Origin of the sequence: Proteus hauseri ATCC 700826 (assembly GCF_001654965.1) — a bacterium.
In the GTDB taxonomy this organism is placed as follows: Bacteria; Pseudomonadota; Gammaproteobacteria; order Enterobacterales; family Enterobacteriaceae; genus Proteus; species Proteus hauseri.
This window is the reverse complement of record NZ_LXEV01000011.1, coordinates 105,361-118,720: the sequence shown is the minus strand read 5'-3', so window position 1 is coordinate 118,720 and position 13,360 is coordinate 105,361. Positions and strand designations below refer to the sequence as shown.

Here is a 13,360-nt window from a genome sequence, read left to right as displayed (position 1 = left end):
ATTAATGATGACTCTTAACAAAAAACAAATTCAACACCTGAAAGGGCTCGCTCATCACCTGAATCCAGTCGTTATGATTGGTAACAACGGGTTAACTGAAGGCGTTCTTGCAGAAATTGAACTCGCTCTGGCACACCATGAGCTTATCAAAGTCAAAATCGCAGGCGAAGATCGAGATGTTAAAAACTTGATCGTTGCAGCGATTGTACGCGAAAGCGGTGCACAGAATGTACAAGTTATCGGAAAAATATTAGTTCTTTATCGCCCTTCACAAGAGCGCAAGATTATTCTACCGAAATAAAACTTATACCTTTATATAAAAATGCCATTACTAACTCTATGGCAAAAAAGGCCTTTTAAGGCCTTTTTTTATATTACCACAGGATAACAGCTGAGTTTTCTATAGAAACGTAAAATTACAAATTAAATATATTTTACATCTAAAACTTCATACTCAACTTGACCACCTGGAGTGTTAATAACAACCACATCATCTAATTCTTTACCAATAAGTCCCCGAGCTATCGGTGAGTTTACTGAGATTAAATTTTCTTTGATGTTGGCCTCATCATCACCAACGATGCGATAAGTTTGCTCTTCTTCAGTATCAACATTTAGCAACGTCACTGTTGATCCGAAAATTACACGGCCATTATTAGTCACTTTTGTCACATCAATAACCTGAGCATTCGATAACTTAGCTTCGATTTCTTGTATGCGACCTTCACAAAAACCCTGTTGTTCTCGGGCAGCGTGATATTCAGCGTTCTCTTTTAAGTCGCCATGCTCGCGTGCTTCTGCAATAGCAGCAATAATTTCGGGACGTCGAACACTTTTTAAAAATTCCAGTTCTTCGCGTAATCTTTCTGCACCGAGAACTGTCATAGGGATCTGATTCATGTGTTAATACCTCAATACTATTCCTAATAAAAAATAGGTATCATCCTGATTTTTTATACTAACAACACAGAGAAAAAGATAAATTTCCTCTTCTCAAGACAAAAAAAGACACAGGCAACCTGAAATTGGGCCCGTCTCTACATAAATTCAGTGAATTAGCGACCTATTTGGCAACTAATTCGTGCTATTGAGAAGTGAAATTAACCTCTCACATTTAAACTAAATCTAACACAAGACTCGAATAGCTTCACGCCTTATCTATATTTATAAATAGATAACTAGACATTTTCTGATAATGACATAATCACACTTATCAACGTTTACTTTTGCCCTCATTGCCCTTTAGTATTACCTACTTGGCAATCAACACTGTAACGTTATCACGCTATAGTCATGGATAGAGAAATTATGCGCTTATTCCCTAATTTACGACGAATACTTTGCACTTTAAGTATCGTTAGCTTTTCAACACAGGCTATTCCTGTAGAAAACTACATAGAATATCTTCCTGACGGAACACAAGTTGGCTTGATAACGCAAACAGTTGGCGCTCCATCGCCTAATCTCACTTACCATGCAAATCAATTAGCACTTCCAGCCAGTACACAAAAAGTGGTAACCGCATTGGCAGCCTTATTACAGTTGGGTGGGGATTATCAATTTACAACAACAATGGAAACCGAAGGCAAAATCAATAAAGAGACACTGAATGGTGATTTAATCTTTCGTTTCAGTGGTGACCCAACCTTAACTCGCCAGCAACTTAGAGGTATGGTGGCTGTTTTAAAACAGTCAGGTGTCACAAAAATTAATGGCAATTTGCTTATTGATACTTCTGCATTTTCTAGCCATGACCAAGCCCCTGGTTGGGTTTGGAACGATATGACACAATGTTTTAGTGCGCCGCCAGGAGCTGCCATTGTTGATAAAAATTGCTTCTCCGTTTTATTGCAAAGCGGCACTAAAGATGGTGATATTGCAACTGTTCGCAAAGCGTCTTTTTATCCCGTTACCGTATTAAGTGAAGTTGAAACCTATGAGAAAGGTTCAACTCGCACCCGTTTTTGTGAATTAGATGTCACTGTTCGTGACTTAAATACCTATGTTATTACAGGTTGTATTCCAAAACGAGATGATGCAATCCCTCTTATGTTTTCAATTCAAGATGGCGCTCATTGGGCCGGAACAATTTTAAAAGAAGAACTACAAAGAGCTAATATTGAGCTTGATGGCTATGTAAAACGCCGTTCCCAAACTAAAGCCCCCGTTACCATTCTTGCTCAAACACAATCTAAACCACTGCATAAATTGCTCACCACCATGCTAAAAGAGTCTGACAATATGATTGCAGATACCGTTTTTAGAACAATAGGTCGTGAATATTATGGTGTAGCAGGCACTTGGCGCTCAGGTGCAGATGCAACTCGGGCTATTTTAAAACAAAAGGCAGGTATTGATTTAAGTAATACCATAATGGTTGATGGCTCAGGCCTTTCTCGCCATAACCTCATCGCGCCTGCGACCATGATGCAAGTACTTCAATATATTGGGGAACATGAGAGCGAACTCAATTTTATTACTATGCTGCCACTATCGGGTCACGACGGTACGCTGCAATATCGTGGAGGATTTCATGAGGCAGGTGTTGATGGCAAAGTATCAGCTAAAACGGGCTCTTTAAAAGGTGTTTATAATCTTGCTGGATTTATGACGACAGCTAATGGACAAAAAGTGGCTTTTGTACAATATGTTTCTGCTTACTCCCCTCCAACACAAAATCGTAATGCTGGTCGAGCCTATTTAGTTCGTTTTGAAACAAATTTGTATAAAGATATGTACAACAATAAATAATTGATGATTCAATAAATACTAATAATAGTTAATTTATGAGAAAAATAAGTTAGCAATAATAATTAATCATAAAAAATGCCTGATAAATCAGGCATTTTCTTTTAATTTACTATTTAAAGAAACGACAAATTAGCGTTTATAAATAAACTCGATACCTTCGTCATCTTCTTCATCCCAATCATCTTCGTCATCTTCTTCAAAATCAGGATTTTCAAGCTGTTCTTTATGGTAATCATCCCACATAAAATCAACTTTATCGCTGCTCTCAACAGTAGCAACCACATCTTGCTCTCGTGGTGTTACATTGAGGAATTCCATGATATTCCAGCAAAGTTTTTTCACACCCTCTTGGTTGATCGCTGCGATCATATAGTAATCGCCTTCCCAACCTAGCGCTTCAACGATAGCTTGTGCTTTCTCTTTTGCTTCTTCAGGATCAAGAAGATCAACTTTGTTGAAAACTAACCAACGTGGTTTTTGGGCTAATTTTTCACTGTATTTTTCTAATTCAGAAATGATAATTCTGGCATTTTCGACAGGATCTGAACCATCAATAGGATCAATATCAATCAAATGCAATAACACTCGGCAACGTTCTAAGTGTTTTAAAAATTGGATCCCAAGGCCAGCACCATCAGCAGCACCTTCAATAAGACCTGGAATGTCTGCAACTACAAAGCTCTGATGATTGTCCATACGCACAACACCTAAGCTAGGTACTAATGTGGTAAATGGATAATCAGCGACTTTTGGTTTTGCTGCTGAAACAGCGCGAATAAAGGTTGATTTACCCGCATTTGGCATGCCTAACATGCCAACATCCGCTAATAACATAAGCTCGAGCAGTACTTCACGTTCTTCACCAGGTGTTCCCATTGTGCGCTGACGTGGCGCTCGGTTAACTGATGATTTAAAACGTGTATTACCTAAGCCATGGAAACCGCCTTTAGCGACCATTTGCTTTTGACCATGAACCGTTAAGTCGGCAATGATCTCATTAGTTGCCAGATCACGAACTCGAGTTCCGACGGGTACGCTAATGGTAATATCTTGACCACGCTTACCAGTACAATCACGGCTATGGCCGTTTTCGCCTCGTTCAGCACGATAAGATTTAGTAAAACGGTAATCGATAAGGGTATTGAGGTTTTCGTCCGCAATCATGTAGACATCACCACCATCACCACCATCACCACCGTCAGGTCCTCCATTAGGGATATATTTTTCGCGACGAAAGCTTACACAGCCATTACCACCATCGCCAGCGACGATTAGGATCTTGGCCTCATCAACAAATTTCATGATTTTACTCCGTATGATAGCCATTAACGTGCTGGATGGCCGAAATTACCCAGAGATGGCCTTTTTTAAATATAAAAAGCCCCGCAACAGACTGTGCAGGGCTTTTAACTCGGTATTTAAAGGACCGGTAATTATTCAGCGTCGATGCTGATAAATTTACGGTTGTTTGGACCTTTAATTTCGAATTTAACTTTTCCGTCAGCTAATGCAAACAGTGTGTGGTCACGACCACAACCAACGTTAGTACCTGCATGGAATTTAGTACCACGTTGACGAACGATGATGCTACCTGCTAATACAGCTTCACCACCGAAACGTTTTACACCTAGACGTTTTGCTTCGGAATCACGACCGTTACGAGTCGAGCCGCCAGCCTTTTTATGTGCCATTGAACTACTCTCCTAAACCTTAAGCGATACCAGTGATTTTAACATCAGTAAACCACTGACGGTGGCCCTGTTGTTTACGGCTGTGTTTACGACGACGGAACTTAACAATCTTAACTTTCTCGCCGCGACCGTGAGCAACCACTTCCGCTTTAACTTTAACGCCCGCAATGATAGGAGCGCCAATTTGAATGTTGTCGCCATCAGCGACCATCATAACGGTGTCAAACTCAATAGTTTCGCCAGTTGCTACTTCGAGCTTCTCTAAACGAATAGTTTGACCTTCGCTGACTCGGTGTTGTTTACCACCACTTTGGAAAACCGCGTACATATAAACTCCGCTTTCCGTGCACTCTCAATATGATAATCTGAGCGCACAATTAAAATATTCACATAGGGCGCGAATTCTACGCAACTTTAATGTCGATGACAAGTACAGATCGCAAACTACCGTTAAAAAAAAGAGTTTTTTACACGATATTTATTTCAGCAATTTTTAAAGTACAATCTAAATTATAAGAGAGTAAAATCTGTGGCATGATAATTTTTTATTAATAATAACGCGCTCATTGGCGAGCCAAAGTCGAAAAAACATGAATTTAGAATCTATTATAAAACTGACATCCACTGATATGACGGCGGTAAATGAGGCAATTCTTTACCAACTGAATTCAGATGTTTCTCTGATAAACCAGCTCGGCTACTACATCATTAGCGGTGGAGGAAAAAGGATCCGCCCAATGATCGCAGTACTTACTGGCAGAGCTTTAGGTTATCAAGGGGACAAACATATCTCGGTTGCTGCACTTATCGAGTTCATTCACACCGCAACATTATTACATGACGATGTTGTTGATGAATCAGATATGCGTCGAGGAAAACAAACGGCAAATGCGGTATTTGGTAACGCTGCCAGCGTATTAGTCGGTGATTTTATCTATACACGATCCTTTCAGATGATGACGGATCTCGATTCAATGCGTGTATTAAGATTAATGTCTAGCGCAACAAACGTGATTGCTGAAGGTGAAGTTTTACAATTAATGAATTGTAACGATCCTGATATTACTGAAGAAGACTATATGCAGGTTATCTACAGTAAAACAGCCCGTTTATTTGAAGCCGCATCTCATGCATCGGCTATACTTTCGGGCGCAACGCCTGAGCAAGAAAAAGCATTCCAAGATTATGGTCGTTATCTTGGTACCGCTTTTCAGCTCATTGACGATCTGCTTGATTATGATGCAGATAATAGTCAGTTAGGTAAAAATACGGGTGATGATCTTGATGAAGGGAAACCAACATTACCACTGTTACATGCAATGCATAATGGCAATGAAGAAGAATCTCTACTCATTCGCCAAGCAATTGAACAAGGCAATGGTCGTCATCTGCTCGATACTGTTTTAGCTACCATGAAACAGTGTGGCTCTTTGGAATATACCCGCCAAAAAGCAGAAGAAGAAGCTGACAAAGCCATTGAGGCCTTATCTATTATTCCTGACTCATCTTATAAAGATGCGCTAATTGGGCTTGCACACGTTGCTGTACAACGCCAATCTTAATCGTAATGAAAGAGTATTAAGCATTACTTAGAAGCCCTCCAGAGCGACTATGTCGATTCTGGAGGACTTTTTAATTTTCGCAGCACTTCTTCATTTTCACGTTCTATCGCGTCTTGATTATCGGCATCGATATAACTAATCAATTTTGACAGCCCTTCGCGTAAAACAAACTTTACAATTTTCTCACGCTCAGATTTTGTTAACTGGTAATAGGCTTCAACCCAAATAAGAAAAGCATCCTGTCGCTTAGATAAATATTCTGCAGGAGGTTCATGAGCTGCTAAGACACCAATAACCTCATCAGGTAGGCTTTTTATCGAGTATTCGACGGCTTTACCCTGCACCCCACGTTTGCGACGATTTTCCCATCCTTCACGGCGAGCCATCAAGTTAACCCCTTGCGGTGAATTGGGTAATCCCGCAAGCCCCACTAATTCTTTTGCTGTATACCATTCTTTTTTCATGATCTCATCTCACATTCAACTAAGAGGTTAGTCAGATATCTGTTGCGGATAACGCAATAATCATTCTTTAAAATCGCTCAATCATTGACGACTTTTTCTAAAAAACTCCTAATACCATCTCGCAATATCAGCTCTGTTAATGTTTTTTGTTCACCATCATTTAGTTGTTGGAATGCTTTCACCCAGATAACGAGTGGCTCCTCTTTATTTAGTTTGTAATGTGCTAATGGTTCATAAAGTTCCAAAGCAATTAAAGTTTTTTCTGGGAAACAAGAATAATGATATTCAACTCCACTACCTTGTTTATTATTCACTTTCTTTTGTTTCAACCAAGACTCACGTTTTGCTTTCGCATTAACACCCTGTGGCGATTTAGGTAATCCACCTATACCCGTCAATTCCATTGCCGTATACCACTCTTTTTTCATTACGTTTCTCTAAAATTGTTATCAACTTCAAAAAAGAAATTATTAAGAAAAAAATCAGAAATCTTTTTAGAAAAATAATGTTATTTTATTTTCTAAATAATCAGTTTAAATGCTTTTAGGCATTTCTAATAAACTGTTATTTATACCACTAACACAGCATTCAATTTTATAGAAAAAGGATTAAAAATGATTTCAAGGAAATCTGATTGGCATCCTGCCGATATTATTGCCGCACTCAGAAAAAGAGGAACAACACTTGCAGCCATCTCTCGCCAAGCTGGGCTAAGCTCATCAACACTGGCTAATGCTCTGTCACGACCTTGGCCAAAAGGTGAAAAAATTATTGCTGATTATTTAGGTATAGAACCTTCCGAAATTTGGCCAAGCCGTTATTTCCATCCTGAAACGGGAGAATTACTTGAACGAAAGATTCGTGACAAAACTAATAATTAACTAATAATTACATACATTATAATTAATAAAAAAAACCGCTGATATAGTACCAGCGGTTTTTATTTAATTTTGCATTATTTTTATAGCAAAAAAAGTATTTCTTATTTATTAATAAATTCTTCGCCGAGGATTATATCTTTTTTCAATACATCCAACATGCCATTAAGAGCTTGTTTTTCAAAATCGCTTAATTTACCAATAGATAAATATTCTTCTACACCATTTTTACCTAAAAGAATAGGTTGAGCAAAGAAACGGGCATATTCCCCATCACCTTCAGTGTAAGTACATTCAATAACATTTTTTTCGCCATTTAATGCACGAATTAATGAAAGACCAAAACGTGCTGCTGCTTGTCCCATTGATAATGTCGCGGATCCGCCACCAGCTTTAGCCTCTACAACTTCGGTTCCTGCATTTTGGATACGATGTGTTAATGCTGCAATTTCATCATTGGTCAATGAGACATCAGCAACTTGTGACAACAGAGGAAGGATAGTAACACCAGAGTGTCCGCCAATAACAGGAACATTGGTTTTCTGAGGATCTTTACCTTTTAGCTCAGCAACAAAGGTATTTGCACGAATAATATCAAGAGTGGTGATACCAAACAGGCGTCGTTTATCGTAAACACCTGCTTTTTTGAGAACTTCAGCAGCAATAGCGACAGTAGTATTGACAGGATTAGTAATGATACCGATTAATGCCTTAGGACAATTTTGTGCAACTTTCTCAATCAGATTACGCACAATTCCCGCATTCACATTGAATAGATCTGAACGATCCATACCAGGCTTACGAGCAACACCAGCAGAAATCAGCACAACATCTGCGCCCTTTAGAGCCGGTGAAGGATCTTCGCCCGCAAAACCTTTTACAGTGACTTGAGTCGGGATATGACTTAAGTCTGCTGCAACACCCGGTGTGACCGGAGCGATATCATATAAAGAGAGTTCACTACCAGCTGGAAGCTGATTTTTAAGAAGAAGTGCCAGTGCCTGACCAATACCACCTGCTGCACCGAGAACTGCTACTTTCATTCTGATACTCCTTAGTTACGAGATAGTGGAACGCCTTTGATGTATTCACTATTACGCAATCCGCCTTGAAAAAAAACAATTATTTAACAGCAATATTGCATAATAAGGCATTTACATTAAAAAATAATACTTCGGTTATTTTAAACAAATTGCTTATCTGTTAATGAGATAGCGGGCACTCTTTTGATAAATAATTCCAATAAATATAGTAAAGTGTTAAGTGTACCACTCTACTTACTCAAATCATTTAAGATTATCATTTGGTTAACAAATGTTTTACCTCATCTGAATTATCGCATTCAGCCCAAATAAATAAAACTCTTTTGTAAGGCATCACATTGTGAAAATATTTAGAGATAAATCATCTTTCTAACGCGATGTTATGTTGCATAAAAATTCACTCCTCTGCATAATGCAGGAGTTATTGATAACTCACTAAAGGTGAACTATGCGCGTTCCTTCTAAGCAAGAAGACTTGGTTAAAGCGTTTAAAGCCCTACTGAAAGAAGAAAAATTCAGTTCACAAGGCGAGATCGTGACAGCATTACAAGAAGCTGGTTTTGATAATATCAACCAATCTAAAATTTCTCGTATGCTAACAAAATTTGGGGCAGTAAGAACTCGCAATGCCAAAATGGAAATGGTTTATTGTCTTCCTACAGAAATGGGCGTTCCTACCGCAAGTAGCCCACTCAAAAACTTGGTGCTAGATATTGACCATAACCATTCTGTTGTGGTGATAAGAACCAGCCCAGGCGCCGCACAGCTTATTGCTCGCCTATTAGATTCATTAGGAAAAGCCGAAGGAATACTTGGGAGTATTGCGGGTGATGATACTATTTTTTCAACCCCCGCACCGGGTTTCTCTACTGAAGAACTTCGTGATGCAATTTTAAACCTGTTTGATCAGGAATTATAATCCTACACTAACGAAGTTAAAAATGATAAGCCACTGAAATTGTATTATTTTTTCAGTGGCTTTTTTTTATTCTAGTACTGATTTTCAGTCTGCTTAGGTTTAGCGAGTTCTGTTAATAATTTTTCGTGTATCCCGCCAAAACCACCATTACTCATCACCAATATATGATCTCCGGGTTGCGCTTCTTTCACTATCATATCAACTAACGTATCTAAATCTGTACTCCAGCGAGCTGGCTGTACACAGCGTTCCGCAATTTCGCTCACTAACCATTGGATATTCGGTGGCTGAAATAAAAATACTTCATCCGCGCGACCTAATGCCGGTGCGATATCGTCTTTACTAATCCCCATCTTCATCGTATTTGAACGTGGTTCTAATACTGCAATAATCCTCGCTGTTCCGCCAACTTTGCTGCGTAACGCTTCAAGTGTTGCTAAAATTGCAGTTGGATGATGCGCAAAATCGTCATATACACTGATATTGTTGACTTCACCGCGTAACTCTAAACGACGTCGCGCATTAACAAATTTATTAAGCGCTTCACAAGCGTCTGCGGGTAATACGCCTACATGATGAGCAGCCACAATAGCCATCAAGCCATTTTGCATATTATGTTCACCAGAAAGCCCCCAGCAAACTTCACCAACACACTCACCTTTGTGATAAACCTCAAAATGACTACTGTCATTATTGAGTTTTTTGGCCTGCCAATTACCCGTTTCGCCTGTATATTCTTGCTCACTCCAACATCCCATGCCAATAGTATGTTTTAGATTCATATCATTATCAGGCATGATAATTTTGCCACTTGCTGGCACGATGCGAACTAAGTGATGGAACTGTTTTTGGATAGCAGCAAGATCTTCAAAAATATCCGCGTGATCAAACTCTAAATTATTAAGGATTAATGTGCGTGGCGAGTAGTGAACGAATTTAGAACGCTTATCAAAAAACGCACTGTCGTATTCATCTGCTTCAATAACGAAGAAAGGACTTTCTCCTAATTGCGCGGACACCTGAAAGTTTCCGGGCACACCACCAATTAAAAAGCCTGGCTTATAACCACAATCTTCTAAAACCCAAGCCAACATACCTGCTGTTGTTGTTTTACCATGAGTACCTGCAACCGCTAAAACCCAGCGTTCTGGTAAAATATAATCGTGTAACCACTGAGGGCCTGAAGTGTAAGGTAATCCTTTTTCAAGCACAGCTTCAACACAAGGGTTGCCCCGTGTCATTGCATTGCCAATAATCACCATATCAGGAGCAGGTTCTAATTGTTTTGGATCATACCCCTCAATAAGTTCTATGCCTTGGTTTTCCAGCAATGTGCTCATTGGTGGATAAACGTTAGCATCCGAGCCTGTAACTTTATATCCCTGAGCTCTAGCAAGGATAGCAAGGCTTCCCATAAAGGTGCCGCAAATACCAAGAATATGAATGTGCATGAATTTCTGTCCAATAGCATGAAGTTGGTCACTATTCTAACCATCAAAAAGCAGATTAGGAACGGATTAACCTTTGAATCATCCGATTCTTTGGCTAAACTTGCCACCACCAAGGGGATTTTTCTCCTTTTTTACTTTACCCACTCACATTCAGGACCTGCGTCATGAAAACATTAGGCGAATTTATCGTCGAGAAACAACAAGATTTTCCCCATGCTACTGGCGAATTAACAGCACTGCTTTCGGCAATTAAGTTAGGGGCAAAAATTATTCATCGTGATATTAACAAAGCAGGGTTAGTCGATATCCTTGGTACCAATGGTGTTTCTAATGTTCAGGGCGAAGCCCAGATGAAACTGGATCTTTACGCCAATGAGAAGCTAAAAGCGGCGCTTAAGGCTCGAGGAGAAGTTGCTGGTATCGGTTCAGAAGAAGAAGATGATATTGTTATCTTTGAAGGTGACCGTGCAGAGAACGCTAAGTATGTTGTGCTAATGGATCCTTTAGACGGTTCTTCGAATATTGATGTAAACGTTTCCGTCGGTACAATTTTCTCTATTTATCACAGAATTACCCCTGTTGGGCAATCTGTCACTCTTGATGACTTTTTACAACCAGGTAATCGTCAAGTGGCTGCAGGTTATGTCGTTTATGGTTCATCAACCATGTTAGTTTATACAACAGGTTGTGGTGTTCATGCCTTTACTTACGATCCCTCTTTGGGTGTTTTCTGTTTATCTCATGAAAGCGTACATTTTCCACCAACAGGAAACATGTACTCAATCAACGAAGGCAACTATATTAAATTCCCATTAGGGGTTAAAAAATATATTAAGTATTGCCAAGAACAAGATACTGCAACTAACCGCCCTTACACGACTCGTTACATTGGTTCTTTAGTTGCCGATTTCCACCGTAATTTATTAAAAGGTGGTATTTATATTTACCCAAGTACAGCAAGCCATCCAACAGGTAAATTACGTTTACTGTATGAGTGCAATCCAATGGCATTTTTAGCGGAACAAGCTGGCGGTAAAGCAAGTAACGGTAAAGATCGTATTCTTGATATTGAGCCTAAAGAACTTCATCAGCGTATGCCTTTCTTTGTTGGTACCAAATCGATGGTCGAACAAGCAGAAAGCTTTATGGCGCAATATCCAGACGAAGAATAATTCATTGATCTAACATCAATATAGATAAACCGGGCTTGCGACTCGTCCGGTTTTTTCATCTTTTAAAATCGCCCTTCTATTTATGTACTGCTTATTTTTACATCAGAACACAACAGCTTCGGCAAAAAACGGGTATTGTTAAAAACTTTTCGCTATACTACAGGCCACGTAAAATTAATTTTTTAATAGGAAATTTTTTATGAGCCTGAATCATGTTCCTGCTGGTAAAGAACTGCCAGAAGATATCTATGTTGTTATTGAAATCCCAGCAAATGCTGATCCAATTAAATACGAAGTTGACAAAGAAAGTGGCGCTCTGTTCGTTGACCGTTTTATGTCAACAGCAATGTTCTACCCATGCAACTACGGTTACATCAATAACACCTTATCTTTAGATGGTGACCCAGTAGACGTTCTGGTTCCAACTCCATACCCATTACAACCTGGTTCAGTTATTCGTTGCCGTCCCGTTGGCGTACTGAAAATGACTGACGAATCAGGTGAAGATGCGAAACTGGTTGCTGTTCCTCATACTAAACTAAGCAAAGAATATGATCACATTAAAGATGTGACAGACTTGCCAGAACTGTTAAAAGCACAGATCAAACACTTCTTTGAACACTACAAAGATTTAGAATCTGGTAAATGGGTGAAAGTTGACGGTTGGGAAGGCGTAGAAGCAGCTAAAGCTGAAATTCTGTCTTCTTTCGAACGCGCTAAAAAATAATTCTGAGTTAATCAGAGTTCATAAGGTAAGTTGTTTATAAACAAATAATTCATCTTAAAAATATAAGCCCTTTATCTTTATTGAAGGGCTTATATTAATAATCCAGCCTATAAATTTTAATCTACTGTTTTATCTTCTTTTTCTTTCTATCTCTCATGAATAAAATAATAAAAATAAGCAAAGCAGTAATAATATCTATCTCTATAAATAGGTAAAACCGGCTTATTATTAATAATAAAAAATAAATCTAGAGAATAAATAAGTAAATGTTTTTATATAGCTTTATGCGTAAAAAAGGCCCGATATCACTATCGAGCCGTTTTATATAACTTGCAGTAAGGAGTAAATAACCTTTTACTCTTCTTCGTGACGTTTTAGCCAATCACCGCATTTTATCTCGCGCAAACCATCAACAGACTTTTGATAAAGATAGATCCAAGCACTGCCATAAGGTGTCGAAATCAGTTGTCGCTTGTAATCTTGATCATTCTTTTTCAATTCATCAAGTTCTGTCAATATAGAAGGTGTTATTCGATAGACTTCACATTCTATTTCGCCATCACCTTCAACAACCGCAGGGTAAAACCCCAAATCATAGAGTTTATACCCAACTAATTTATGCTCACCTAATAGTTGTGCATAGGTCATCCAGTGATGGTTACCTTGATTTTGCCGTAAACTACCATAAACAATAATTCGCAT

At 38.9% G+C, this 13,360-nt stretch carries 16 protein-coding genes; 7 read left to right on the top strand and 9 right to left on the bottom strand.

The features are described from left to right. The first annotated feature begins 7 nt into the window (after window positions 1-7). Window positions 8-301 (top strand): ribosome assembly RNA-binding protein YhbY, encoded by a 294-nt coding sequence (yhbY, locus tag M997_RS03025; RefSeq protein WP_064718751.1) that lies wholly within the window; start codon window positions 8-10, stop codon window positions 299-301. Between the two features lie 122 nt (window positions 302-423). Here yhbY and greA read toward each other — a convergent pair whose 3' ends face one another. Next, a complete protein-coding gene (greA, locus tag M997_RS03020) occupies window positions 424-900 on the bottom strand; it encodes a transcription elongation factor GreA (RefSeq protein ID WP_064718626.1) in 477 nt (158 codons plus the stop codon). 408 nt (window positions 901-1,308) lie between these two features. On the opposite strand from greA, the gene dacB reads away from it, so the two are divergent. Next, window positions 1,309-2,751, top strand: coding sequence for a serine-type D-Ala-D-Ala carboxypeptidase (gene dacB / locus M997_RS03015; protein WP_064718625.1), 1,443 nt, complete (start codon window positions 1,309-1,311; stop codon window positions 2,749-2,751). Window positions 2,752-2,880: 129 nt separating this feature from the next. Here the strand turns inward: dacB and cgtA are convergent, their stop codons facing one another. From cgtA to rplU, 3 genes are all read right to left on the bottom strand, one after another. Beyond that, window positions 2,881-4,053 (bottom strand): Obg family GTPase CgtA, encoded by a 1,173-nt coding sequence (gene cgtA, locus M997_RS03010; RefSeq protein WP_064718624.1) that lies wholly within the window; start codon window positions 4,051-4,053, stop codon window positions 2,881-2,883. 131 nt (window positions 4,054-4,184) lie between these two features. Then, window positions 4,185-4,442 (bottom strand): 50S ribosomal protein L27, encoded by a 258-nt coding sequence (gene rpmA, locus M997_RS03005; RefSeq protein ID WP_064718623.1) that lies wholly within the window; start codon window positions 4,440-4,442, stop codon window positions 4,185-4,187. 19 nt (window positions 4,443-4,461) lie between these two features. Next, a complete protein-coding gene (gene rplU / locus M997_RS03000) occupies window positions 4,462-4,770 on the bottom strand; it encodes a 50S ribosomal protein L21 (protein ID WP_064718622.1) in 309 nt (102 codons plus the stop codon). Between the two features lie 262 nt (window positions 4,771-5,032). Between rplU and ispB the strand changes: the two genes are divergently transcribed. Then, window positions 5,033-6,004, top strand: a complete 972-nt coding sequence (gene ispB, locus M997_RS02995; RefSeq protein ID WP_064718621.1) for an octaprenyl diphosphate synthase — start codon at window positions 5,033-5,035, stop codon at window positions 6,002-6,004. Between the two features lie 47 nt (window positions 6,005-6,051). Here the strand turns inward: ispB and M997_RS02990 are convergent, their stop codons facing one another. Further along, window positions 6,052-6,468 (bottom strand): DNA-binding protein, encoded by a 417-nt coding sequence (locus tag M997_RS02990; RefSeq protein WP_064718620.1) that lies wholly within the window; start codon window positions 6,466-6,468, stop codon window positions 6,052-6,054. A gap of 77 nt (window positions 6,469-6,545) precedes the next feature. Continuing rightward, window positions 6,546-6,896, bottom strand: a complete 351-nt coding sequence (locus M997_RS02985) for a DNA-binding protein (RefSeq protein WP_064718619.1) — start codon at window positions 6,894-6,896, stop codon at window positions 6,546-6,548. Window positions 6,897-7,082: 186 nt separating this feature from the next. Here M997_RS02985 and M997_RS02980 point away from each other — a divergent pair, with 186 nt between their 5' ends. Beyond that, window positions 7,083-7,349, top strand: a complete 267-nt coding sequence (locus tag M997_RS02980; protein WP_064718618.1) for a helix-turn-helix domain-containing protein — start codon at window positions 7,083-7,085, stop codon at window positions 7,347-7,349. Between the two features lie 101 nt (window positions 7,350-7,450). Here M997_RS02980 and mdh read toward each other — a convergent pair whose 3' ends face one another. Further along, window positions 7,451-8,389, bottom strand: a complete 939-nt coding sequence (gene mdh / locus M997_RS02975) for a malate dehydrogenase (RefSeq protein ID WP_064718617.1) — start codon at window positions 8,387-8,389, stop codon at window positions 7,451-7,453. A gap of 448 nt (window positions 8,390-8,837) precedes the next feature. Here mdh and argR point away from each other — a divergent pair, with 448 nt between their 5' ends. Beyond that, window positions 8,838-9,308 (top strand): transcriptional regulator ArgR, encoded by a 471-nt coding sequence (gene argR, locus M997_RS02970; protein ID WP_064718616.1) that lies wholly within the window; start codon window positions 8,838-8,840, stop codon window positions 9,306-9,308. Between the two features lie 71 nt (window positions 9,309-9,379). Here argR and mpl read toward each other — a convergent pair whose 3' ends face one another. Continuing rightward, window positions 9,380-10,759, bottom strand: a complete 1,380-nt coding sequence (gene mpl / locus M997_RS02965) for a UDP-N-acetylmuramate:L-alanyl-gamma-D-glutamyl-meso-diaminopimelate ligase (protein WP_064718615.1) — start codon at window positions 10,757-10,759, stop codon at window positions 9,380-9,382. Window positions 10,760-10,923: 164 nt separating this feature from the next. On the opposite strand from mpl, the gene fbp reads away from it, so the two are divergent. Further along, window positions 10,924-11,931: a class 1 fructose-bisphosphatase gene (fbp, locus tag M997_RS02960; protein ID WP_064718614.1), complete on the top strand. Its 1,008-nt coding sequence runs from the start codon at window positions 10,924-10,926 to the stop codon at window positions 11,929-11,931. 199 nt (window positions 11,932-12,130) lie between these two features. Continuing rightward, window positions 12,131-12,658, top strand: coding sequence for an inorganic diphosphatase (ppa, locus tag M997_RS02955; RefSeq protein ID WP_064718613.1), 528 nt, complete (start codon window positions 12,131-12,133; stop codon window positions 12,656-12,658). Between the two features lie 354 nt (window positions 12,659-13,012). On the opposite strand, the gene M997_RS02950 is transcribed toward ppa, so the two are convergent. Further along, window positions 13,013-13,360, bottom strand: a complete 348-nt coding sequence (locus M997_RS02950; RefSeq protein WP_064718612.1) for a gamma-glutamylcyclotransferase family protein — start codon at window positions 13,358-13,360, stop codon at window positions 13,013-13,015.

Excerpts from the sequence above, each read along its gene's own strand:
- yhbY (WP_064718751.1), top strand. The coding sequence starts at position 8 with ATGACTCTTAACAAAAAACAAATTCAACACCTGAAAGGGCTCGCTCAT.
- greA (WP_064718626.1), bottom strand. The coding sequence starts at position 900 with ATGAATCAGATCCCTATGACAGTTCTCGGTGCAGAAAGATTACGCGAA.
- dacB (WP_064718625.1), top strand. The coding sequence starts at position 1,309 with ATGCGCTTATTCCCTAATTTACGACGAATACTTTGCACTTTAAGTATC.
- cgtA (WP_064718624.1), bottom strand. The coding sequence starts at position 4,053 with ATGAAATTTGTTGATGAGGCCAAGATCCTAATCGTCGCTGGCGATGGT.
- rpmA (WP_064718623.1), bottom strand. The coding sequence starts at position 4,442 with ATGGCACATAAAAAGGCTGGCGGCTCGACTCGTAACGGTCGTGATTCC.
- rplU (WP_064718622.1), bottom strand. The coding sequence starts at position 4,770 with ATGTACGCGGTTTTCCAAAGTGGTGGTAAACAACACCGAGTCAGCGAA.
- ispB (WP_064718621.1), top strand. The coding sequence starts at position 5,033 with ATGAATTTAGAATCTATTATAAAACTGACATCCACTGATATGACGGCG.
- M997_RS02990 (WP_064718620.1), bottom strand. The coding sequence starts at position 6,468 with ATGAAAAAAGAATGGTATACAGCAAAAGAATTAGTGGGGCTTGCGGGA.
- M997_RS02985 (WP_064718619.1), bottom strand. The coding sequence starts at position 6,896 with ATGAAAAAAGAGTGGTATACGGCAATGGAATTGACGGGTATAGGTGGA.
- M997_RS02980 (WP_064718618.1), top strand. The coding sequence starts at position 7,083 with ATGATTTCAAGGAAATCTGATTGGCATCCTGCCGATATTATTGCCGCA.
- mdh (WP_064718617.1), bottom strand. The coding sequence starts at position 8,389 with ATGAAAGTAGCAGTTCTCGGTGCAGCAGGTGGTATTGGTCAGGCACTG.
- argR (WP_064718616.1), top strand. The coding sequence starts at position 8,838 with ATGCGCGTTCCTTCTAAGCAAGAAGACTTGGTTAAAGCGTTTAAAGCC.
- mpl (WP_064718615.1), bottom strand. The coding sequence starts at position 10,759 with ATGCACATTCATATTCTTGGTATTTGCGGCACCTTTATGGGAAGCCTT.
- fbp (WP_064718614.1), top strand. The coding sequence starts at position 10,924 with ATGAAAACATTAGGCGAATTTATCGTCGAGAAACAACAAGATTTTCCC.
- ppa (WP_064718613.1), top strand. The coding sequence starts at position 12,131 with ATGAGCCTGAATCATGTTCCTGCTGGTAAAGAACTGCCAGAAGATATC.
- M997_RS02950 (WP_064718612.1), bottom strand. The coding sequence starts at position 13,360 with ATGCGAATTATTGTTTATGGTAGTTTACGGCAAAATCAAGGTAACCAT.